Below are 22,291 nucleotides of genomic sequence, written 5' to 3' on the forward strand. Positions count from 1 at the left end.
GGCGCGGTTTGCACAAGCCCGTATCAAGCTGCTTCCACTTCCTTCGCACCGCAATATTGAGCAACATATTGATAATGCGCCGGCAGGGCGGCGACAGTACTTGCCACGTTGTCACGCAAGCTAGCAAGGAAGCGCGTCAACTCTTCATCGCTCATCTTGCGGGCGATCGGGTGGTGCGCCTTCGGCATGATGCCCTGGCCCATCATCACTTGCACCCAGCTATTCTCGACAAAGAGCTCTTCGTTCTTGCGGAAGACGCGGCCCGTTTCGCGGAACAGTTCAATCTTCTGTTGCAGCGTATCGGGAATCTCCATCGCCGCGCACTGCCGCCAGAATGGGCTGTCGCGTCGGTCGGTCGCCTTGTAGTGCAGTATCAGGAAGTCCCGGACCTGGACCATGTCGGTCAGTTGCTGATCGTTGAACTCGGCCACATCGCGTTCGCTCACCTCGCCGGCAGGCATCATCCGCAGCAGGCGCAAGATGGCGCGCTGGATCAGGTGGATGCTGGTCGATTCCAATGGCTCAAGGAAGCCGCCTGACAGCCCTACGGCAATACAATTGCGATGCCACTGCTTGCGCCTTGCCCCGGTGACGAAGGGAATGGCGTTGGGTTGGGTCAACGGCTCGCCCTCGATGGTCGAGAGCAGTCGGTCGAGTGCTGCGTCCTTGGAGAGATATCGGCTGCAATAGACGATGCCGTTGCCCTGGCGGTGTTGCAGCGGGATGCGCCATTGCCAGCCGGCATCATGGGCGATCGCGCGGGTATAGGGGATCGCCGGACGGACACTGGAGGTTTGTACCGCAATGGCGCTGTCGCAAGGCAGGTAGTGGCGCCAGTCGTCGTATCCCACGTGCAGCGCGCCTTCGATCAGCAGGGCCCGAAAACCTGTGCAGTCCAGGAACAGTTCGCCTTCGATCCGCTTGCCATTGTCGAGCAGAAGGGCCGCGATGTTGCCGCTCTCGCCGTCGAGCTGCACTTCGGCGATCCGCCCCTCGATGCGTGTGCAGCCTGCCTCTTCGGCCAGTCGCCGCAGGTATGCGGCATAGCGAGTGGCATCGAGTTGGTATGCATAGTTCAATAGATCGTCGGGCAGGTGCGCGAACTTGTTCGCATAGGCAGCCTGCAGCTCGATGCAGTAGTCGTCATAACTCTCACCGTGCCCGCGTTGCAGCCCCTCCATCCAGAAATGCTGGAACCCCGCAGTCCAGTGGTCGCGTCCCGTTGAGCCGAACGAATGGAAGTACTTCTCGCCGTCGACGCGCCAATTCTCGAACTCGATGCCGAGCTTGAAGGTTGCCTGCGTCTCGCGCATGAACTCGCTTTCGGGAATGCCGATGATCCGGTTGAAGTTGACCAGCGGCGGGATGGTGCTTTCACCCACCCCGACGGTCCCGATCGCATCCGATTCCACCAGCGTCAGGTCGACTGCTTCGCCCATGGTGCGCGCGATCGCGGCAGCTGCCATCCATCCGGCGGTACCACCCCCGGCGACTACGATACGCTTGCGTGGCTGGGTGCTGTTCATCGGTTGAGTGTCCTCAGCAGGAAGGCGCGGATCTGGCCTGCGGTCTCGGGTGTGAGCCGAGATAGGATGCCGCGAGCCGATTCGGGGATATGTTCGGTGACTTCGGGGCCCGCATCGAAAACATAGTGATCGAACAGGTCGCGCCAGATCGCCTTTTCCGCATCCGGCAGGTCGCGCAGCGCCAGGATCGCGTGGTTCAGCGCCTCTTGCGGATGGCCGAGGAATGCAGGCGTATCGCGCCACCAGTAATTTACGAGGATGTTGAACGGATCGAGCGCCTCGACGTGGTGCCACCACATGGAGGGGATGTAGATCGCGTCACCGGGCTCGAGCTCGGTTACCTGTGCATGATCGAGGGCTTCGGCAAAGCGCGGATACGCATCGAAATCGGGCGAGTGGAAGTCGACCATGCTGACCGTCCGCCCCGCAGGCGTGTTCTCGAGCGGGCCCAGATAGAGGTTCTTGTACTGCTCGGGCGGGAACACGGTGAAGCGCCGCCGGCCGACGGCGCAACACGCTAGATTTCGTGGAACATCGTTGTGTGCGGCCACCCGGGTAGCGTTGCCGATCCAGATTCGCTCGAGCGGCTTGCGATCAAGCACAGGAGAGAGGTTCTCGTCTGCGAGATCGTGGAAGAAGCCGCGCATGTCGACCGAGGTAAGGTAGATTGCCGGGGCGTCGGAGCGACCTTCATTGTCATCGAAGCCGCGAAAGATATCCGCCAGTTTTCCCTTTGCGGTCTGGAAGTTCATTCCGAAGTCGTTGTCGTAGAATAGGCGTCCGTCGCGACCGGGTTGGCCCAGGCTGACGGTAAAGGGCACCGGGCGCGCTCGTTCGAGCAGGTATTGGCGCGCTGCGCTTGGGGACTCCTCGCCTGCCTGCACCAATGGCCACTCGCGTACCAACCCTCGCACCACAAAGGGGCCATGAGTTTCGTCGAGCAGCGCGGATAGCGCGGCAGCATCGGCCACCTCGCGCTCTTCGATGTGCCGCATCGAAGCGAAGATCGAAGGATCGGCCTCAGCCACCGGCGATCCGAGCCTCCTTGCGTGCGATGAGTCCGGAAAACTGGGACAGCGAGGCGAGGGCCATGAAGATCGGCATCAGATGCCCTTCGCTGTGGAGGTCGCCTAGCGCATCGGCGTCGAGTGCCCGCAGCTTCTCCTCATCGATGATGTGAAAGCCGTAGAGCGTGTTTCGTGATCCGTCGCTCAGCGGTACTTCGAGAGTGAAGGGTTCGAGCAGTTCGTGGCGATCGAGCGCTGCGAAAAAGTTCGCGCTCAATTCATAGCCCTGGTGCAGGGCGCCGAGCAGTTCGGCGATCCTCTCAAGGAATGGGGTCGGCTTGCCAAATTCGTCGAACACACGCGTACCTTCGCCATTGGATGAGATGCGCGGGTGATCCAGATCGATATGGACCTGCCCTTCGCCCTCGCCGGAAGCCGGACGACCGACCAGGAAGGGCTGGATTGCCATCGACATCGGGCGATATCCGGCACCCCACTCACCGTTGGCAAGAAACAGGTTCTCACCATTCTCGAAGCCAAACAGCGCCAGTGCGGAGAACCGGTCGCTGGCCGCATCGCGCTTGAAGACAATCGGGTACTCGCTCTGCACACTGCGGAACTCGGTCGGAACGACCAGGGCTGCCATTGCCGCATCGCCAAAGGTGGCATCTGCATGCGTGTGGACGCGCAGCTCCCCGTGCTCGGCCGAGTTCAGGATCTGGTGGTTGCTCATGATTGGGCAAGCTCTCCTTGTAGCGCCGCTGGCGACGATTGGGTCATGGCATCGAAGTAGGCGCGATTGGTAGGCAGGGCGGCGGCTATGCCCCGGGCACGCTCGCGTATTTCGGCGAGCCTGGCCAGCGCTTCGGGTGTCGCCGGCGCATAGTTTGGAGATGGTATGGGGAAACCCATGCCATAAAGGACGTATTGTTGGCTGGCGGCCGAAAAGACCTCGTCCACCTGCGGGAAGTCCCAAGCCGATGGCGGTTGTTCGCGCCATAGGGCCAGCTGGCCGGTCAGGCGTTGCGGCATGCGTGCCGAATCGCGCTGGGCCAGCCAATAGGGTTCCTCGCGATGGCTGAGGGCGTAGTGCAGCTTGAGGAAGTCGACGATCCGCTCCCACCGATAGGTGAACAGCGCATTGAACCGATCGGCATGGATCGGCAGCGTTGCGAAAGAGGCCGGAAAATTCTCCGCAAGTGCGCGCAATGATAGCTCGATCATGACGATGGCGGAGGCCTCAAGCGGTTCTATGAACCCCGCCGACTGGCCCACGGCGAGGCAGTTGCCCTGCCAGAAGCGCTCGCGATAGCCGGTCGGGAAGCTGAGCTTGCGCGGGGCGAGCGAGGCGGGGTTCGATCCCGGCACCTTGTCCGCTACATATTGCCGCAGGATGCGTTCGGCGCCGTCATCGTCGAGAAAACGAGAAGCATAGACGCAGCCAATGCCGCGTCTCGTTGGCAGCGCAATATCCCACAGCCAGCCAGCCTCGTGAGCCGTGCCGATCGTTTGCGAGGAGATAGGGCTGCCCGGCTCTACCGGAACCTGGACAGCCAGGGCGCGGTCATTCGGAGAGACGTCAGAGCGATCGACCCAGCCACTGCCGCAGTGATCCTGGATCAGGATCGCGCGCGACCCGCTGCAATCAAGGAAGAAGTCGCCTTCGATCATGCCGCGCTCGGCCAATTCAATTGACTCAATCCGCTGAGGGGTTCCGCGGACCGAGACGACCCGGTCGCTCAAATGGGTGACGCCTAGTCGGTTGGTGGCATGGCAGCGCAGCAATACTGCGAACTTGCCCGCATCGAGGTGGTATCCGTAGTTCACCGCACCGGCGAAGTCGGGCATGGCGCGCTGTCGGGGCGCGAGGCCGTGTGCACAGGCGACCGCCTGCGGTGTCATCGCACTGGCGAAATCGAGCTCGGGCGCCGCTTCCTCCCAAGCGTTAAGCAGTTGCCCCATGTTGCCCGGCGGCGGTGGCGTGAAGGGATGGAGGTAGCTGTCTCCAGCTTCGCCGGTGGTCCAGCCGTCGAAGCGCGAACCCTGTTTGAAAGATGCGTCGCATTCGCGCAGGAACTCGTCCTCCGCAATCCCGATGGAGCGAAGCGTTTCGCGCAGCGTCGGCCAGCTACCTTCACCGACACCGATTGTTGGAATATCGGGTGCTTCGACCAGCGTCACCGTCAGCTCGGGCCGCCGCGCCGCGAGGACGCAGGCCGCCAGCCAACCGGCGGTTCCGCCGCCGACGATCACCAGTCTTTCGATCCGCTCGCTCATCGTCTGTTACCATAGCCCGGTCTTTGCCGGGTCCGAAAGAGAAGAGCCGCACTGCGCGTGCAGTGCGGCTCTCTCGTTCAACCGAAGGGAGGCACCGGGCCGTCCCAACCGGTTACCAGGTGAAGCGCACCCCAGCAGCATAGCGGGCGTAGCCCGGTGCCGCGAAGTAGATCGCCTGATCGTTGCGGCGGGTACCCGTGCGGTCTTCGTTGAAGATGTTGATGCCTTCGACGAAAACGGTGAGCCCGTCCTTGAACTCGTAGCTCGCGCTGGCGTCTACCTGACCATAGGATTCGATGTAGTAGGGATCCTGATCGTAGCCGGCGAGGAACTTGTCGCGCCAGTTGTAGGCGACACGGGCCTGGAAGCCGTTCTTGTCATAGAAGGCCACTGCGTTGGCACTGTCGCTCGCCCCAGGCACGGCAAACTGGGTCACTGTCCACGGCAGGGTGTTGTCGAACGAGGTGTCGCTGTTGATCACCGTGTAGTTCAGGATCACGCCGAAGCCGGTATCCCAGAAGTTGTGCTGGAGAGCGAACTCCCAACCCCACAGGCTTGCACTTTGGTCGCTGTTGAACGGCTGGCTGAAGGTGAAGACGACATCCGGATCGCCCGTGCGACCGATAACACCGCCATTCGAGCCGACATTGGGGTCATAGTCGGCCGGGCGATTGACCCTGACCCAATCCACGATCTGATCGAAGGTGGCGTTGGCACCAAGAGCCGCACGTGCAGCTTGCGCCGCCGCACCCTGTGACGGATCGGGAAGATCAAACAGCGGGGTCTGCGTGGTACCGCCGCCGATGAAGTTCTTCACGTCCTTGTGGAAGAAGCCGACCGACACGTAGCTGGCATTGTCGTAATACCACTCTGCCGAGAGATCGATGTTCTTCGACTTGTAGGGTAGTAGGTCCGGATTGCCCGCACTTGCCTGGCTACCGCCAGCTCCAACGCGCAGTGGCGTGGCAAGAGTAATACCGCCCTGCAGATTGTTATAGGTCGGACGCGTGATGGTGTGGCTGTAGGATGCACGCAGCACCACATCATCGAACGGTTCAAGGCTGAAATCGATCGCCGGCAGCCAGTTGTCGTACTTGCCCGACAGGGTCGAAGTACCGCCCGGGGTGCTGATCAAGCTGATTTCGTTCTGAGCCGCCCAGACGGTGCCGGTTGGCGTCGGCGTGAGCGCCGAAGAGTCGACCGTCGTTTCTTCGTAACGCAGGCCCAATCGCAGGCTGCCCTCTGCGTCGCCAAGTGTGAACTTGTGGAACGACTGGATGTAGGGAGCGATCGTCTCTTCGCGAATGCTGCGATCCGTGTCGAACGGTGCAAGACAGGTATCGCCCGGTGCGCGATCACAGATACCCAATTGGCTGTCGAGCAGCTGAATCAGGCGACCTGTATCGATCTGGAAGTAGGTCGGGATGATGGACGGATCGTTGCCGCCACCGAGGCCCGAAATGTCGCCCGGGAGGTCGCGCGGATTGAACAGATCGTCCGGGGTGTCGGCTGCGCTCAGCGTGCCGCCCCAGGTGTCGTTCTGGATCACGCCAAAGGCGCTGCGAACCTTGTTCTCGACATAGGTGACGCCGAAATCGAGGCTTTCGATGAAAGATGCATCGAAATCGTAGCTGCCGCGGAAGCTTACTTCGTTGATCTCATCGCGGAAATAGGCGTTGCGGAAGGCATTGCCCGCAGGGCGGATGTTCGATGCGGCGATTTCGCTACCCGGATACAGGTCGACCGAGATTACCGGAAGAGGGCTGGTGTAATCGACGCCTTGCGAGCGAACACCATAGATGGCCGTGCCCACTGCGATACCGCTGCCATAGGGCGAGGTCGGCTTGGATTCGGCGGTCGAATGGTGTCCGTCGAGCTCGAGCTTGAGGCCGCCCAGACCTTCCCAGGTAATGTTGCCACCGATCGAGTGGTTGATGCTGCGGTTGGAGCCCACTGCGCCGGTTATCGCAAGATCTTTGCCTTCGGCGGCGGTGAAGTTCTCCGAGTAGAAGTTGGCGCCAGCTGCGGGGCCGTCGGTCCAGCTGCTCGATGTATCATTGTGGTTGAACCACACACCGATGCTGTCTTGGCGGCTGTTGAAGGTGTTCTGCGAGAAAATGTAGTCGGCTCGCAGCTTGAGAGTATCGGTCGGTGCGAATTCGAGCACCGCCTGAGCGTTAAAGCGCTTGCGCCGGAAATTATAGAAATCGTAGGCCGCGCTCTGCGGGACCTGGTAGACGTCAGTCGGCCCCGGGCGGTTCTCGATATTGGCGAAGCGCGGGTCACCCTGCTGCGCAAGCGTGCCCCAGTTGTTTTCCGCGCCAGCGTAGCCCGGGCGCCAGTTGCCGGTGACGAACTGTGCCTGGCTGCCTTTGCGATCCTGATAGGAGCCGGCGAGGAGAATTCCGATCCGGTCGTCGGCAAAGGTCTGGCTGACGATGCCCGAGATTTCGGGTGTAACGTCGGTGCCCTCGAAACGCGACGTGTCATAGACACCCTTCACCCCGATGCTGCCCTGAAAGCCAGGACGATCGAGCGGGCGAGGGGTCTTGATGTTGATGACCGAGCCGATACCGCCGGTCGGCAGCGAAGCGCGGCCCGACTTGTAGACTTCGACGCCAGCGACGCCCTCCGAGGCTAGGTTGGCAAAATCGAAGCTACGTGACGATGGAGCGGAGAAGCCGTCGCCCAGTGTCGACGTCGGCATCTGGCGCCCGTTGACTACGACGAGGTTAAAGTCCGGGCCGAAGCCGCGTACGGTAACGGTCGAGCCTTCACCGCTGGAGCGGTCGATCGACACGCCGGTAATGCGCTGGAGCGATTCGGCGAGGTTGGTGTCGGGGAACTTGCCGATATCTTCGGCCGAGATGGCATCGACCACGCCGACCGCATCGCGCTTGATGTTCATCGCATCCTGCAGCGATGCGCGGATGCCCGAAACGACGATTACGTTCTCTTCGGGGCTTTCGTCTGCCGTGTCCTGAGCCATGGCTGGTGCAGCTGCTGCACCAAGTGCAACCACGGATGCCGTCGCCATGAAGTTCACGAACGAGGGCTTGCGCTTCCAGGTCATTACCGATTCTCCTCCCAAAACCATGCATTTGAGTTGCATGGACGTCTGAATGTGAACGTTCACCTATTTGAGAACGTTCACTTCGTCAACGCGGGCAAGCCATCTTTGATCACAAAATTGCATTCGTGTGGCAAAAGTGTTGCATTTCTTGCGCGGGTGCGAGGGCACCTGCGCTTTCCCCTCGGACCACAACCGGCCCCGCTAGGCAAGTGCGCAGAACTGTCAGGCGATGCCTCCCGAAGCGCTAGACTCACGGCCTTTGCGCCGATACCGGTCTCAAAAAGCAACTTGGGAGAGAGATCGTCATGAAGACCCGCATCACCGAAATGTTCGGCATCGAGCACCCGATCATCCAGGGTGGCATGCATTATGTCGGCTTTGCGGAGATGGCTTCGGCGGTATCCAATGCGGGCGGGCTTGGCATAATCACGGCGCTGACTCTCGGCACACCGGAAAAGCTCGCGAACGAAATTGCCCGCTGCAAGGACATGACCGACAAGCCTTTCGGCGTGAACTTGACCTTCCTGCCAACGGTGAATGCGCCCGACTATCCAGGGCTCGTCCGCGTTATCATAGAGGGTGGGGTCAAGGTGGTCGAGACTGCCGGCAACAACCCGGTGCAAGTCCTGCCGTTTTTCAAGGATGCGGGGGTCAAGGTGATCCACAAGTGCACCAGCGTGCGCCACAGCCTCAAGGCCCAGGCGATCGGCTGCGACGCCGTAAGCGTCGACGGCTTCGAATGCGGAGGCCATCCGGGTGAGGATGACGTCCCCAACATGATCCTGCTGCCACGCGCAGCCGACGAGTTGGAAATCCCCTTCGTCGCCAGTGGTGGCCAGGCCGATGCGCGCAGCCTCGTGGCCAGCCTCGCCATGGGTGCTGACGGTATCAACATGGGCACGCGCTTCATTGCGACCCAGGAAGCCCCGGTGCACGAAAACGTGAAGCGCGCGATCGTGGCTGCGAGCGAGCTCGACACCCGCCTTGTCATGCGCCCGCTGCGCAACACCGAGCGCGTCATGACCAATGACGCAGTGGAGCGTCTGCTCGAGAAAGAGCGCAAGCTCGGCCCCAACCTCAAGTTCGAGGACATCATCGATGAAGTAGCGGGCGTCTATCCGCGCATCATGACGCAGGGCGACATGGACGCCGGCGCCTGGTCCTGCGGCATGGTTGCCGGCCTGATTAACGACATCCCGACCTGCAAGGAACTTATCGATCGGATCATGAGCGAAGCGGACCAGATCATCCGCGGTCGGCTCGCCGGTTTCGTCAACGCCTGAGGACTGACACCACCATGCTCGATACCAGCCAGCGCTTTGCCTATAACGAAGACCACGAGGCCTTCCGCGACACCGTCCGCAAGGTCTTCGCCGAACACATGACCCCCTATCTCGACCAGCACGAGGCGGACGGCATCGTCCCCCGCTCGGCCTGGAAGGCGCTAGGTGAGGCGGGCATGCTGTGTCCGACCGTCAAAGAAGAGAACGGCGGCCTAGGCCTCGACTTCGGCTTCAATTGCGTGCTGTGCGAAGAACTGTCCTACCTCGGCAGCTCGGCCGGCTTCACGCTGCAGAACGACATTACCGCCAATTACATCGAACGCCTCGGCACTGACGAGCAGCGCGCGAAGTACCTCCCGGGCATGGTTTCGGGCGATGTGATCTCGGCCATCGCCATGACCGAGCCGGGCGCGGGTAGCGACCTCCAGGGTATCCGCACCACCGCGGTGAAGGATGGCAACCACCTCGTGGTGAATGGATCCAAGACTTACATCACCAACGGCCAGAACGCCGATGTGATCATCGTCGTCGCGAAGACCGACCCGACGCAGGGGGCCAAGGGCACCACGCTGGTGCTGGTGGACGCCGACACCCCGGGCTTCGAGCGCGGGCGCAACCTCGACAAGATCGGCCAGCATTCGGCAGATACGTCAGAGCTGTTCTTCAACGACTGCCGCGTGCCGATGACCAATATCCTTGGCGGCGAAGGTCGTGGCTTTATCCACTTGATGGAGGAACTGCCGCAGGAACGCCTGGGGATCGCCGTGGGCGCACAGGCCGCGGCGCAACGCGCCTTCGACGAGGCGGTCAAGTTCACCAAGGACCGCAAGGCCTTCGGCAAGACGGTGTTCGAATTCCAGAACACCAAGTTCGTCCTTGCTGACCTCAAGGCCAAGATCCAGGTAGGCTGGGCACATCTCGACTGGGCGATCAGCAAGCACCTGCGCGGCGAGCTCACCACCGACGAGGCGAGCGCGGCCAAGCTGTGGCACACCGACCTGCAATGGGAAGCCTGCGACAAGGCGCTGCAACTGCATGGTGGTGCGGGTTACATGAACGAATATGCGATCGCTCGTCTGTGGCGCGACGCGCGCGTGACCCGGATCTTCGGCGGTACCAACGAGATCATGAAGGAAGTGATCAGCCGTTCGATCTGAGAAGGAGTTCCGCATGGCAGATCCGCTCGATTTCACCGGGAAGACCGTGCTCGTGGTCGGCGGGACGAGCGGCATCGGCAACGGGATTGCGCACGGGTTCCGCGAGCACGGGGCGACAGTACATGTCACCGGAACCCGCGGTTGTGCCGATGACTACAGTGCAGACGAAGGCAGCGATCTCGTCGACCTCGTCTTCCATCGCGTAGACGTTTCGCAGCCCGGCGGGTTCGAAGCGCTCGAACTGCCCGACCGGCTCGATGTCGTGGTGCTTTGTCAGGGCACCGTTCGCTATCGCCGCGAAGAGTTCGAGCGAGCGGGTTGGGACACGGTGATGGAGGTCAACCTCAATTCGCTGATGGATTGCGCGCGCGCCGTGCGGCGCAAGCTGGCCGAGCGCGGCGGATCGCTGATCATCGTCAGTTCGGTGGGGGCCTATCACGCGATGATCGGCAATCCGGCCTATGCGGCGAGCAAGGCAGGTGCAGTGAGCCTGGTCGGATCACTGGCGCAGGCCTGGGCGGGCGAGGGCATTCGCGTCAACGGGATTGCGCCAGGCCTCGTGCCAACCAAGCTGACGAGGGTGACCACAGAGAACGAACAGCGTGCCGCAGGCGCCATCGCGCGCATCCCGGCAGGGCGAATGGGTACGCCTGCAGACATGGCCGGGGCGGCACTGTTCCTCGCCTCGCCACTAGCCGATTATGTCGTTGGCCAGACCATCCGGGTGGATGGCGGCATGACGCTATCCTGAGGGAAGAATACCATGGACTATGTCAATCTCGGCCGATCGGGCCTCAAGGTCTCGCGCCTGTGCCTCGGCTGCATGAGCTACGGCGATACCACGCGCGGTTGGCATGGCGACTGGGTTCTGGGTGAGGATGACAGCCGCCCCTTCATCCGCGAGGCGCTCGAATCGGGGATCAACTTCTTCGACACGGCCAACATGTATTCGCAAGGCAGTTCGGAGGAAGTCATCGGACGGCTGCTGCCCGAATTCGCCAAGCGCGACGAGATCGTTGTCGCGACCAAGGTCTATTTCCCCTGGCGTCAGGCGCCCAACACCGGTGGCCTGTCGCGCAAGAGCCTGATGCAGGCGATCGATGCCAGCCTCACCCGCCTCAACATGAACTACGTCGATCTCTACCAGATCCATCGGTGGGACGATGAGACGCCGATCGAGGAAACGATGGAGGCGCTGCACGACATCGTGAAAGCGGGCAAGGCGCGCTACATCGGCGCGTCCTCGATGTGGGCATGGCAATTTGCCAAGGCACAGGAAGTGGCACGGACGAACGGCTGGACGCGCTTCATCTCGATGCAGAACCACGTCAACCTGCTCTATCGCGAAGAAGAGCGCGAAATGCTGCCGCTTTGCGCCGATCAGGGGGTCGGCGTCATTCCGTGGAGCCCGCTGGCGCGCGGAAGGCTCGCGCGCGGCTGGGATGAGACCACTGTCCGCAGCGAGACCGACGGGATCGCCAAGCTGCTGTACCGCCAGCAGGAAGAGGCGGACCGCGCGATTGTCGATGCAGTAGGGGCCATTGCCACGGAACGCGGCGTGTCGCGCGCGACCGTTGGGCTCGCCTGGCATTTCGCCAAGGGCATCACCGCGCCCATCATCGGTGCGACCAAGCCCGGCCACATCGCTGCCGCAGTCGCGGCCATGGATCTGGCACTCACCGATAGCGAAGTCGCGCGGCTTGAGGAGCCTTATGTCCCCAAGAGTCCTGCCGGTATTGCCACGCCGTTGCAGCGCAACTGGACGCTAAGCGTGCCCGCGAGCTGACAAAAGCGCGCTTTCCGCGCGAAGTGTTACAATCTGCCGATTTAGGTCACAAACGAGTCACATCGCTGCGCCATCGCTCGCTCATCTGGGTGGGACGAACGACGCGTGCAGGCTATCAATATTTTCCTGACCGACCGGCTGGGCGAAGAGATTTCCGACTTCGTGCATGGCGACATGCGCTATGCCTTCGGGCGCCTCTACCCCGAGGGCCCCCGGCGCCTGGTGGAAGGGCCGGTCTGTGCCTTCGTCGATTGGGTGATGGAGGACCTGTCCGGCCTGGAGATGTGCCGCCGCCTGCGCGCCGATACGCGAACCGCCGATGCGCATATCACTATCGTGCTTGAAGAAGACGATCCCGACGACAAGCGCCGTGCGCTGCGTGCCGGCGCCGATGACTACATGGTCGGACCGATCGATCGCACGGCGGTGCTCGACCGGGTGATGGCGCTCCAGGCAGGCGGCGGCCACGCGCGGGTGACCGAACAGTTGCAGGTCGGCCAGTTGCTGATCGATGCCGCCGCGCTGCAGGCCCGCTGGGCGGGCGAGCCGCTGACGCTGCGGCCCAATGAATTCCGCTTGCTGCGTTTCTTCGCACAGAACCCCGACCGCGTGCTGACCCGAGCCGAATTGATCGAGGCGCTGGGCAAGCAGGAACCACCGATCGACGAACGCACCGTGGACGTGTGGATCGGCCGGTTGCGCCGCGCACTCCGCGCCAAGGGCGCCGGCGACCGCGTACGCACGGTGCGGTCGCTGGGGTACGCCTACGATTCACATTAGGCGGCGGGTGCTCTTATTAGCCTCTTGAGAGTTTGTCGTTCCTCGGAGCTTGGTCCTGGATTGCAGGCTTCGCCAGAGCGCCGGCTTCTAGCTCTTTATGAGTTTGGTAACCTACCTTGAATCAATCTCTTATGGGTTGATTGTGCGAGTATCATCTGGGTGATTCATGTAACATTCTCTGATTCCGGCGCCGGGTCGCTGAAGTGGGCGCTTCGAAATCTAGGAAAGCCCCGGATCGTCGAACCTTATATTGGTGAACTTGACTGGGGTCCGATTTCGCCGACGGATTTCTCATGTCGGCAAGCGTGGAAGAGCTCGCATCTACCTTTTGACGACCTCAAGGGTTGGGATTGGATCGAAGATGCAGCCACAGGCTTCCAGCGCAGGCTTGATGTCAGTGATGAGCACCTGGTCTGGGTTGTTCCTCATAACGCCGAGGAATTGTGCGGACTGCACTGGTACCTTGATCGCTTTGGCGGTGAGCGGGCCACGTTTGTATTGGTCGACAGTTTCCCGGACGCGCGGGGAGAGCCACCCCCGAAAGGCATCGGCGAACTGGGGCCCGAGCGCATGATGTACCTGGTTGAAAATGCCGAGCGCGAAACGTGGGATGAAGGCCGCTTTCCTCGGCAGCGTTGGCGGAAACTCTGCGAAGACTCTACCAACCTTCGCATTGTCAAAAACGGCGTGGCTACGAGTGTCGCGGAAGACTATTTCGATCAGACCATTCTTGGTCGATGCCAGGACGCTTGGCGCTCGATCAATGACGCTATTGTCGAGGTATTTGAGGAGCTGCGGGGAGAGCAGCACTCAGTCGGGATGTACCTTGTAATGTGGCGCCTGCGCGAACTGGCCCTGTCGGGAAAGATCGTGACGAGCCGGGAGGTCAGGATAGAGCTCAATCACGATTTCAACGATCCAATCATGCTCAGACTAGCTTGATGTGGTTTCCAATGGTGTCCGGCTGTCGCCCTCTATCAGGTTCCAATGCTTGCTGGGGCGGCATTTTTAGCTGGCGATTTACCGGTCGGACTCCAGTCCTTGGGAGGGCCATCGGCCACCCTTGAGTTAGTTTCGTGTGGCGTTCCGACCGGTCAGGACCGTAGGGTTGGTCCTGAAGTACTCGTCGATACTGTCGAACAGCATGCGCACATAGGGGCGTCGCAAGGCGGCCCTTCGACCGAGGAGGTAGATGGCAACATCGAACTCCGGCGGAGGCGGCAGGCACTCGACCAGGGATGGGTCGGTACGGCCGATCGTCACCGGTAGCGCGGCCAGCGCATTGCCTGAGATGATTGCCGATCGCAGCGCATTGTAATTGCTGCAGCGGACTGAACCCTTGCCCTCTTGGGCCAGCTTGGCGAGGTTCTCATACACCGGCAGCTGCGCGAGAGGGCGCTCGGGGATCCCAATCCTGTGCCGGGCGACGTCGTCCCATGTCCTGGGACGATCCTGCATGTCCATGTCAGCCGGGGCATAGACGGAAAAGGAGCAGTCGGGCAGGCGACGGCATACGACGGCATCGTGGTCGGACGTGGCACGGCCTCGGATGGCGATGTCTGCCTCACCCCTGGCCAAGTCGAAGACCCGGTCGCTGGCCAGCAGCTCGACTTGCACATTCGGCCAGATCTTTCGGTATTCCTTGAGGATCGGAACGAGCAGCAGTTCATAGTGATCCAGCAGCGTTAGGCGGATCAGTTGGCTCGTTTCCCCGCGTAATGACGCTGCTTCGGTTTCGAACTCGCAAGCCGCCGTTTCAAGACTTTCCGCATAGGGGGCGAGCGCCAGGGCCGCTTCGGTCGGGCGAAGGCCCTGCACGGTTCGATCGAACAGGGTCAGCCCGATCGCCGCCTCGAGCGCCGCGACTTTTCGCACCACTGTTGGCTGGCTGCATCCGAGGAATTCGGCGGCACGACCGGTCGTCCCAGTCCGCAAGACTGCGAGAAGAACCGCTACGTCATCCCAACTCAGCCTCATGCTCCGAGCTATGCAATTCTGAATAGCTGGATGCAAGCAATTCGGTGTTTGGGAAGGCACCCTCCGCCTATTGGACCGCGCCTAGATCTCCCCGATACTCCGAAGGATGCAAAGACGTGAGAATGAAACTGGCTGTGTGCCTCCTGCTTGGCTCTGCGATCATCGGCCCAGCACTGCAGGCCGGCCCGATCGAAAATACCGAACCCACTCTCGAAGAAGTTCGCGCGCTTACAAATCGCTTCCAGGACGTCAACGTCGCCCTGGCCGAGGGCTATGTTCGCGACCCTTCCAACATGTGTGACACGGCCGAGATGATGGGGCGCCCGGCCGAATATGGCGCCATGGGCATCCATTTTTTCAGGCCAGACCTGCTAGGTCTCATCGAAGGCAATGATCGCGTCGCGGGTACGGGAACACACACCGATTTTCGTGAACCGAGCATACTGATCTACGAACCTCAGGCTGATGGCACGCTCGAATTGGTCGCCGTCGAGAACCTGGTGTTCGATGCCGCGTGGGAAGCTGCGGGCAAGGGGCCATTCCCGACCTTCGCCGGCCAACCCTATAACGCCATGCGCGATGACCCCGCGACGAGCCTGGACGAGGCTCACGCCTTTGCGCCCCATCATGATCTTCACGTCTGGCTTTACCGTGCAAATCCGCGCGGGATCTTTGCCCAGTTCAACCCTGTCGTGAGCTGCGCTGCTCACGCATCTGGCATGGCAGAGGGGGAAGACCCGCGCGTGGGCCATGCCGCTCATCCCGGGCACCACTGACATCCAGCAACCACGCCGAGAGAGACACCATGACCTCGATGCCTTATCCGCAGAAGAGCCGCGAATTCTTCAATCATCACATGGATTCCACGGTCTGGAACCGGTTTCGATTCCGACCCGACGATGTGATCATCAGCACTTACGCCAAGTCGGGAACGACTTGGACCCAGCAGATCGTCGGCCAGCTGCTGTTTGCCGGTGACCCGGAGGTCCGTGTTTCCGAAATCTCGCCATGGCTAGATCTGCGGGTGCCCAGCGAAGAAGAGAAGTTCGCCATGCTCGAGGAACAGGTCCACCGCCGCTTCATCAAGACCCATCTGCCATTGGACGCCTTCGTCTTCCGGCCGGAGATCAAGCATATCTACATTGGCCGCGATGGTCGGGACGTCGCCTGGAGCATGCACAATCATGCCAACAACTTCCGACCCGAGGTCTACGCTCTGCTCAACGAAACTCCCGGATTGGTCGGACCGCCGCTTGCCCGGCCCGAACGGGATGAACTCGCCTTCTTTCGCCGCTGGCTCGAAGAGGATGGTCATCCGTTCTGGTCGTTCTGGGAGAATGTGCGCACCTGGTGGACGGTGCGTGAGCTTCCCAATGTCCTGATGCTGCACTTTTCCGAGATGAGGCGAGACCTGCCCGGTACGGTGAGGCGCATCGCGGAATTCCTGGACGTCGAACTCGATGATGACCTCCTGGCGCGTGCCGCTGAGCATTCGAGCTTCGACTGGATGAAGCGCAACGCGGATAAATGCGCGCCGCTTGGCGGTTCGATCTTCGAAGGCGGCGGCGAGACGTTCATCAACCGTGGCAGCAACGGCCGCTGGCAGCAGGTGCTCACGGCGGAGGACGTGGCGGCATACGAAGAACGCGCGCTCGCCGAGTTGGGCAAAGATTGCGCCCGATGGCTTACGGATGGCGGGTTCATTGGAGCGGCGAGGCAACTGGCTGCCTGATATCTTGCGAACCATTCGCCAGGGGCGTCAAGGAAGCGCTGCTGACCACGCGTTCTTCACCGTGCGCTTGGGACGTGAGTTGAGTCCGGAGATAGGTCATCAAATGACAAGCTGTTGACGAAAAAGGATTTCAAGAGAAGGAGTCGCCAGCCCACATTCTCCGAGACAGCCCAATATGTCGCACTTTCTGCTTAAGCTTGCCCCGAGGCCCAAGGACCAAACTGAACGGCGGAAGATAGGCGCCGCGCTCGTCAATATGGCCCGACATGATGGATCATTCCGAGTTTCGACCGACCGCGCGACTGGCGAAATGGTCATCTGGGGCACGAGCGAATACCAACTCCATGAGTTCATCACTCGCTTGAAACAGGAGTCAGGCGCGGACTTCGATGTGGACGGACTTGAGATCGCCTACCGGGAAACCTTCATCAAGAAAGTGAACGTGGACTATGCCCACGATGCCCGGTCGGACGGGTCTCGTCAGTTTGGCCGCATCAAGATAGCGGTCAGTCGGGGCATGCGTGGTGGGGGTATCAACTTCATCGATGAAACCGATGAAAGTGTCATTCCGCGTCGCTTCATAGCTGCGATAGAGAAGGGCGTGCGCGAACAGGCAGAGTGCGGATATCTGGTAGGCTATCCGATCCGCGACTTCGATGTTCGGTTGAAAGGAGGCGCATTCGACGAAGAGGACTCGAGTGCGGCCTCTTTTGAAATGGCGGGGCGCGGTGCCTTGCGCGAAGCAGCGCGAAAGGCTGGCGTCAAGCTGCTCGAACCAATCATGGACCTGCAAGTCGTAACCCCCGAAGACTGTCTGGAGGGTGTCGTTGCTGACCTTATCGACCGTCGTGGCCGAATCCTGGCCACCGAAGGCCATGGCAGCACCCGCGCGGTCCAGGCGCGCGTGCCACTTGCGCGGTTGTCCGGCTACAGCAATGATTTGCGAGCGCGTACCCAAGACCAAGCGCAATACACGATGCGGTACAGCCATTATGACGATGCGCCACTCGGCTGGATCGCTCCTGACGAACCTTCTCCTATCGCGAATGCACTGAGAGCGTGAAACCAAGAACTTGGCGCGTCAGGCCGAATGTTGAAGCCCCGATCCTGCCCTCATGATCATTGGGCCGACCCAATGCAAGAAGGGCCGCCCTTGCGGACGGCCCTTCCCGGAAGAAGCTGGTTGGCAACTTAGAATTCGGCTGACAGCCCGATGCTGAAGCTAGTGCCGACATCGTAGCTGTTGATCTCGATGCGGTTGGTGCCGTTGTTCTGATATTCCTCGTAGTCGCGGCCCGTGAGGTTCCGCGCTTCGAGCTTCAGTTCCATCTCGGCCCCGGCCAGGGTGAAGCCCTGGCGCACCACGAAGTCGAGCCGCAGCCCCGGGTTCTCGACGATATCGGGCAGGGTACCCGTGCCGCGACTGGTCACCCGTTCGCTGGCATAGGTCAGCAGCAGGGTTGCCTGGCTCACCTTGTCGAGATCCTCGATGCCCAGCTGCAGGTTGACGAGATGGTCCGACTGGCCGGTCAGTGGTACACCGTCGCGGAAGAAGTTGGTCGCGGGCTGGGGGACCGATGGGAACACTTGCGTCGTATCGCTGTCCGAAACCTTCAGTTCCGATTTGGTGTAGGTGTAGTTCGCGATGGCGACGAAGCGCTTGCTCTCGAACCAGCCGCCGAGTTCGTAGAGGTCCTTGTTCCACTGGAACTCGAATTCGGCGCCGTAAAGCTCAGCGGACGGCGCGTTGGCAAAACCGCTGACCTGGTCGTTGTCCGAGAAGCTCGAGAAGACCTCGATCGGGCGCTCGATGTCCTTGTAGAAACCGGCAACGCTCGCGCGGCTGCCCGAGCCCCAGTAATACTCGGCTCGCGCTTCATAGTTGGTCAGCTTGCTGTCGACCAATTGCGGGTTGCCGTTGAACCGGCGGTTGCTTTCGGGATCGTAATAGGTCTGGAACACCAGCTCGCGGAACTGCGGGCGGGCAATCGTCTTCGAGGCGTTGAGCCGCAGCTGCAGGCTGTCGCTCGCTTCCCAGGTCAGCGTGGCCGCGGGCAGGAAGTAGTCGTTTGTGAGCAGCGACCCGGTGGTCGATCCATTGGGCTGTCCGTCGAGGCCCAGCGGGATAACCTCTTGCGTGGCGTCCTCATACCGAACGCCAAGGTCGAGCGAGATCGTGTCCACCGGCTTGACGCGGGCCTGGACATAGCCGGCCTTGATTTCGAGCCCGGCGTCGAAGGCCGGGTCCGACCCTGTCGTATCGAAGATCGTGTAACCGAAGGGGCCAAGGCCTGCAGCCTGCTGTGCCGCCGGATCGAACCCGAACTTGATCAGCGATGGCTGGAGCAGGAGGTCGGGGCGGAAGGCACCAAAGACATCCGGATAATCGCCGGTCGCGCGGATATCGAGTTCGCGGCGCGAGGAGAAGCGGCTGGTGTCGGTATAGGCACCGCCGACCGTCACTCCAAGCCAATCGGCTAGCTGGTAGCTGACATCGAGACCGCCATAGTACAGGTCTTCGGTCAGGTCGGAGAAAGCGACGATCACGCCACCACGCTGCGGATTGAGCGTGTTGAGGAAGATATCGCCGAACGGGTCGTTGGCATTGTTCGAGCGGGTGTAGCGGAAGGTCCATTCATACGGAGCCTCACGCTGCGTCTGGGCATAGCCAGCCCGTACATCGACCGACAGGTCGTTGAACCGCAACTCGCCGGTGAACTGGGTATCGAACAGCTGGCGTTCGTACCAGGCGGTATCCTGGGTCAGATCGGTGTCGCCATTCTGGAAGTCCTCGCTTTGCCGCAAGGCGCCGCGCTTGAGCGTATCGCGAATGAACAGGTTCGTCAGGCGGAAGCGATGTTCGCCGACCTCGAGGCCGAGGCCCAGCATCGCGTTCACCAATATCCGGTTGTCGGTCGAAAACTCGCGCCCGTCGGTATCGAGGTCGAGATCGTCGTTCACCGCGGTCTGCTTGGTGATGTAGCGGTTGCGCCACTTGTTGCTCAGCGATGCAGTGGCGATGATGCCCAGCTGGCCGTCGCCGAACACGTCAAAGGCGGTGCCGGCAGTGATTCCGGCAGAGAAATTGACCGGCAGGTGGTCGGTCTTCTGCAGCACCACCAGGTTGGGGTCGGCGATGTTCAGCAGGATCGCTTGCTGGTCGACCGCCGGATCTTCGATCGGCAGGCCGCTGGCGAAATACTGCTGCAGCGCGGGGGTCAGGTCGCGACGGCCGCTGTCGAAGCCGAACCAGTCGTAGCTGGACCCGTAATAGGTATAGCCGTCGCCGCCGGTCGTTTCGGTATCGCCGCTCAGGCTGCCGCTGATTTTCACAAAGCTTTCGGTCGGGATGGCGCGGGTGGTGAGGTTGATCACACCGCCGCCGAATTCACCCGGGAAATTGGCCGAATAGGTTTTCTGCACCAGGCTGGATGCCACGATGCTGGTCGGGAAAATGTCCAGCGGCACAACACGGCTTAGCGGTTCGGGCGAGGGCAGCGGCAGGCCGTTGAGCAATGCGAGCGAATAGCGATCGCCAAGGCCGCGCACATAGACCAGGCCATTGCCGACGGTCGACAGGCCGGTGACGCGGTTGAGCGCGCCGGCAATGTCGCCTTCGCCGGTGCGGGCGATACTGGCTGCGTCGAGTACCGAGACGACCTGCGTCGAAGCGCGCGTCACGTCCTGGCGACGACGCCCGGTAACCACGATCGAACCGCCGGGGATCGAGACCTCCGGCTGTTCGAACTCCTGGTCTTCCTGCGCGTCATCGATGACATCGACAGGGGCGTCCTGCAGGTCCTCGACCGTCTGGTCGTCCGCGGTGGGTGCGCTAGCCTGAGCAAAGGCAATGCTCGGCATGTTGAGCGCGGTGGAGAGCAGGAGCAGCGCAGTCAGCTGCTTGCCGGTCGACATGGTATAAGACCCCCTCATTGTCAGGCCTGGAAATTCTGCATGGGCCACTGGCCCCAATTGGGAACGGGACTGCGGGGGGACGCGGCGTGCGCGCCCCCCCCGCAGCCAAGTGCCGGATCAGCTGTAGACCGGCAGGGAAGTGCAGTCGGACACCGCCGCGTCGAAGGTCACGGTCGGCGAATTGCAGGTCCAGCCGTTCACCCAGGTCCGGTTCGCGGCGTAGACTGCGCCGATTTCTCCCGGCAGGACGAAGAAGGCGTCAAACGCGGTGGGGTCGAAGACCGTCACGCCGCCTTCGTTGGAGCCATTGAGGAAATCCATCGTCAGCGTGTTGGTGAAGCCGGCGTTGTTGTTGGTGCCTGCTTCGTAGCGGGCCTGGATGGCCGCTGCCGTCACGCCGCCCGAGCTATCGCGGAAGTCGGTCGCGCAATCGAGCACGAAGGAGTTGAACGCCACCGGGCCAGCTTCGTCGAGGCCGGCATCAACCGCGCGACCCAGCGTGTCGGTGCCATCGACGCGGAGGCACGGGGTGCCGCCGGTGCGGTCGACAAGCACGGAGTTTACGATGGTGTAGTCGGCCTTGCCGCGGATGCGGATCGCCTGGTCGCCCACGCCGCTGTTGGCGATGAAGGTGGCGTTCGAGATCCGCGTGTTCTGGCGCGGCGTGTTCTCTTCATTGGTATTGCTTGAGTCGGCTTCGATGATGGTGTCGCCGGTGTTCGGGCGCTGCACGACCAGGACGAACTGCATGTTTGTCTTCACGCCGGTGTCGGTGTCGAGTCCGTCGTCCTCTGCGCCGACCACGATGAGATTGCTGACGTCGAACTGGCCGCCGAAGAATTCGACGCCGTCATCCGAGCTGTTGTAGCTCATGATGTGGTGGAGTGTCGTACCCGAGCCGACCCCGCCGGTGGTCAGCGACTGCAGTTCGTTGTCGCCCGAAAGGACGAAACCCGAATAGCGGATCTGGACATAGCTCATGCTGCCCGAGTTGTCGTTCACGGTCGCGCCGCCGAACAGGGCAGGCTGGGCCGCGCCTTCGACCTGTCGTTCGCAGGCAGTGGTACCCGGCGTTGCGCCCGGGGCGATACAGTCGGTGACTGGGGCACGGCCCGAAAGGACGACGCCGCCCCACTGGCCCGATGAGTTCGAGGTGTTGAGGCCCTGCACGTTGTCACGACTGGTGAAGATGATCGGGCGATCGGCTGTGCCATTCGCCTGGATGGTGTTGCCACGATTGACGTTGAGGAAGCTCGAGCCCGAAGCGTAGAGAATGACGCCCGGCTCGATCGTCAGTTCGACGTCGGTGTCGGCTGCCGTGGCGGTCGGACCGCCATCGGTGCCCACGTCGACGCGGCCGTTGATGCGATAGAGCAGGCCCTTGATGTAAGGCAGGGTCGAACTGGCGACGAAGCGCGCGGGCAGGGTGCAGACACGGTATTCGCCGGTGGGGCCCGAGATCGTTCCGCTGTCGGTGAGGCCTACCGGATCGCTGATCGTCGGGCAGCCCGCAGCAGGGGTCACCAGGCTCGACGTCGGAGTTGGTGTTGGGGTCGGTGTCGGGGTCGAAGTGGCGGGCGGGTTGATGACAATGTTGCCGCCGGTGCCGGGCGAGACGATTTCGTCGGCTCCGCAGCTGGCAAGAGCCAGCGCGCTACAGCCGAGGACGAGCGAACGATGTAGATTGGTCACGGGTAACGGTCCCCTCAAAAACCAGATGAACTGAAAAGCGCGAATTCGGTGATCGCGACTCGCCAGCTAGGGGTCGTTCGTGACAG

At 61.7% G+C, this 22,291-nt stretch carries 17 protein-coding genes; 9 read left to right on the plus strand and 8 right to left on the minus strand.

Going from position 1 to position 22,291, the window contains the following annotated elements; all coding sequences use genetic code 11:
- Nucleotides 1–23: 23 nt before the first annotated feature.
- The 5 genes from HQR01_RS14505 to HQR01_RS14525 form a co-directional block, all read right to left on the minus strand.
- Complete coding sequence (locus HQR01_RS14505; RefSeq protein ID WP_173215784.1) at nt 24–1,526, minus strand: tryptophan halogenase family protein; 1,503 nt, start codon at nt 1,524–1,526, stop codon at nt 24–26.
- Complete coding sequence (locus HQR01_RS14510; RefSeq protein ID WP_173215786.1) at nt 1,523–2,554, minus strand: cupin-like domain-containing protein; 1,032 nt, start codon at nt 2,552–2,554, stop codon at nt 1,523–1,525. The genes HQR01_RS14505 and HQR01_RS14510 overlap by 4 nt, the downstream gene beginning before the upstream one ends.
- Complete coding sequence (locus HQR01_RS14515; protein WP_173215788.1) at nt 2,547–3,266, minus strand: SapC family protein; 720 nt, start codon at nt 3,264–3,266, stop codon at nt 2,547–2,549. The genes HQR01_RS14510 and HQR01_RS14515 overlap by 8 nt, the downstream gene beginning before the upstream one ends.
- On the minus strand, nt 3,263–4,810 hold the full coding sequence (locus tag HQR01_RS14520; RefSeq protein ID WP_173215790.1) for a tryptophan halogenase family protein: 1,548 nt from the start codon (nt 4,808–4,810) through the stop codon (nt 3,263–3,265). The genes HQR01_RS14515 and HQR01_RS14520 overlap by 4 nt, the downstream gene beginning before the upstream one ends.
- A 112-nt stretch (nt 4,811–4,922) precedes the next feature.
- Nucleotides 4,923–7,883 carry a TonB-dependent receptor gene (locus tag HQR01_RS14525; RefSeq protein WP_173215792.1) on the minus strand — a complete coding sequence of 987 codons (2,961 nt, stop codon included), beginning with the start codon at nt 7,881–7,883 and terminating at the stop codon, nt 4,923–4,925.
- A gap of 305 nt (nt 7,884–8,188) precedes the next feature.
- Between HQR01_RS14525 and HQR01_RS14530 the strand changes: the two genes are divergently transcribed.
- The 6 genes from HQR01_RS14530 to HQR01_RS14555 all read left to right on the plus strand — a co-directional run bounded on the left by HQR01_RS14530 (nt 8,189) and on the right by HQR01_RS14555 (nt 13,831).
- Nucleotides 8,189–9,166, plus strand: a complete 978-nt coding sequence (locus tag HQR01_RS14530; protein ID WP_173215794.1) for an NAD(P)H-dependent flavin oxidoreductase — start codon at nt 8,189–8,191, stop codon at nt 9,164–9,166.
- A 14-nt stretch (nt 9,167–9,180) separates the two neighbouring features.
- Complete coding sequence (locus HQR01_RS14535; RefSeq protein ID WP_173215796.1) at nt 9,181–10,323, plus strand: acyl-CoA dehydrogenase family protein; 1,143 nt, start codon at nt 9,181–9,183, stop codon at nt 10,321–10,323.
- Between the two features lie 13 nt (nt 10,324–10,336).
- Nucleotides 10,337–11,074 carry an SDR family NAD(P)-dependent oxidoreductase gene (locus HQR01_RS14540; protein WP_173215798.1) on the plus strand — a complete coding sequence of 246 codons (738 nt, stop codon included), beginning with the start codon at nt 10,337–10,339 and terminating at the stop codon, nt 11,072–11,074.
- A gap of 12 nt (nt 11,075–11,086) precedes the next feature.
- Nucleotides 11,087–12,109, plus strand: coding sequence for an aldo/keto reductase (locus tag HQR01_RS14545; RefSeq protein WP_173215800.1), 1,023 nt, complete (start codon nt 11,087–11,089; stop codon nt 12,107–12,109).
- A 105-nt stretch (nt 12,110–12,214) separates the two neighbouring features.
- Nucleotides 12,215–12,889 carry a response regulator transcription factor gene (locus HQR01_RS14550; protein WP_234030188.1) on the plus strand — a complete coding sequence of 225 codons (675 nt, stop codon included), beginning with the start codon at nt 12,215–12,217 and terminating at the stop codon, nt 12,887–12,889.
- Nucleotides 12,890–13,048: 159 nt separating this feature from the next.
- Complete coding sequence (locus tag HQR01_RS14555) at nt 13,049–13,831, plus strand: DUF3658 domain-containing protein (RefSeq protein ID WP_173215802.1); 783 nt, start codon at nt 13,049–13,051, stop codon at nt 13,829–13,831.
- Between the two features lie 126 nt (nt 13,832–13,957).
- Here the strand turns inward: HQR01_RS14555 and HQR01_RS14560 are convergent, their stop codons facing one another.
- A complete protein-coding gene (locus HQR01_RS14560) occupies nt 13,958–14,866 on the minus strand; it encodes a LysR family transcriptional regulator (protein ID WP_173215804.1) in 909 nt (302 codons plus the stop codon).
- Nucleotides 14,867–14,982: 116 nt separating this feature from the next.
- Between HQR01_RS14560 and HQR01_RS14565 the strand changes: the two genes are divergently transcribed.
- From HQR01_RS14565 to HQR01_RS14575, 3 genes are all read left to right on the plus strand, one after another.
- Nucleotides 14,983–15,642: a hypothetical protein gene (locus HQR01_RS14565; protein WP_188115104.1), complete on the plus strand. Its 660-nt coding sequence runs from the start codon at nt 14,983–14,985 to the stop codon at nt 15,640–15,642.
- A 29-nt stretch (nt 15,643–15,671) separates the two neighbouring features.
- Complete coding sequence (locus HQR01_RS14570) at nt 15,672–16,598, plus strand: sulfotransferase domain-containing protein (RefSeq protein ID WP_173215806.1); 927 nt, start codon at nt 15,672–15,674, stop codon at nt 16,596–16,598.
- Nucleotides 16,599–16,773: 175 nt separating this feature from the next.
- Nucleotides 16,774–17,661, plus strand: coding sequence for a translation factor GTPase family protein (locus HQR01_RS14575; RefSeq protein ID WP_173215808.1), 888 nt, complete (start codon nt 16,774–16,776; stop codon nt 17,659–17,661).
- 128 nt (nt 17,662–17,789) lie between these two features.
- On the opposite strand, the gene HQR01_RS14580 is transcribed toward HQR01_RS14575, so the two are convergent.
- Both HQR01_RS14580 and HQR01_RS14585 read right to left on the minus strand, forming a co-directional pair.
- Nucleotides 17,790–20,513: a TonB-dependent receptor domain-containing protein gene (locus tag HQR01_RS14580; protein WP_173216451.1), complete on the minus strand. Its 2,724-nt coding sequence runs from the start codon at nt 20,511–20,513 to the stop codon at nt 17,790–17,792.
- Nucleotides 20,514–20,630: 117 nt separating this feature from the next.
- Complete coding sequence (locus HQR01_RS14585) at nt 20,631–22,205, minus strand: hypothetical protein (RefSeq protein WP_173215810.1); 1,575 nt, start codon at nt 22,203–22,205, stop codon at nt 20,631–20,633.
- Nucleotides 22,206–22,291: the final 86 nt, after the last annotated feature.

The organism is Erythrobacter mangrovi (assembly GCF_013260645.1).
Taxonomy (GTDB): domain Bacteria; phylum Pseudomonadota; class Alphaproteobacteria; order Sphingomonadales; family Sphingomonadaceae; genus Qipengyuania; species Qipengyuania mangrovi.

Coding starts and splice junctions, on each gene's coding strand:
- HQR01_RS14520 (WP_173215790.1), bottom strand. CDS start 4,810: ATGAGCGAGCGGATCGAAAGACTGGTGATCGTCGGCGGCGGAACCGCC.
- HQR01_RS14535 (WP_173215796.1), top strand. CDS start 9,181: ATGCTCGATACCAGCCAGCGCTTTGCCTATAACGAAGACCACGAGGCC.
- HQR01_RS14525 (WP_173215792.1), bottom strand. CDS start 7,883: ATGACCTGGAAGCGCAAGCCCTCGTTCGTGAACTTCATGGCGACGGCA.
- HQR01_RS14545 (WP_173215800.1), top strand. CDS start 11,087: ATGGACTATGTCAATCTCGGCCGATCGGGCCTCAAGGTCTCGCGCCTG.
- HQR01_RS14540 (WP_173215798.1), top strand. CDS start 10,337: ATGGCAGATCCGCTCGATTTCACCGGGAAGACCGTGCTCGTGGTCGGC.
- HQR01_RS14505 (WP_173215784.1), bottom strand. CDS start 1,526: ATGAACAGCACCCAGCCACGCAAGCGTATCGTAGTCGCCGGGGGTGGT.
- HQR01_RS14560 (WP_173215804.1), bottom strand. CDS start 14,866: ATGAGGCTGAGTTGGGATGACGTAGCGGTTCTTCTCGCAGTCTTGCGG.
- HQR01_RS14580 (WP_173216451.1), bottom strand. CDS start 20,513: ATGTCGACCGGCAAGCAGCTGACTGCGCTGCTCCTGCTCTCCACCGCG.
- HQR01_RS14570 (WP_173215806.1), top strand. CDS start 15,672: ATGACCTCGATGCCTTATCCGCAGAAGAGCCGCGAATTCTTCAATCAT.
- HQR01_RS14515 (WP_173215788.1), bottom strand. CDS start 3,266: ATGAGCAACCACCAGATCCTGAACTCGGCCGAGCACGGGGAGCTGCGC.
- HQR01_RS14575 (WP_173215808.1), top strand. CDS start 16,774: ATGTCGCACTTTCTGCTTAAGCTTGCCCCGAGGCCCAAGGACCAAACT.
- HQR01_RS14530 (WP_173215794.1), top strand. CDS start 8,189: ATGAAGACCCGCATCACCGAAATGTTCGGCATCGAGCACCCGATCATC.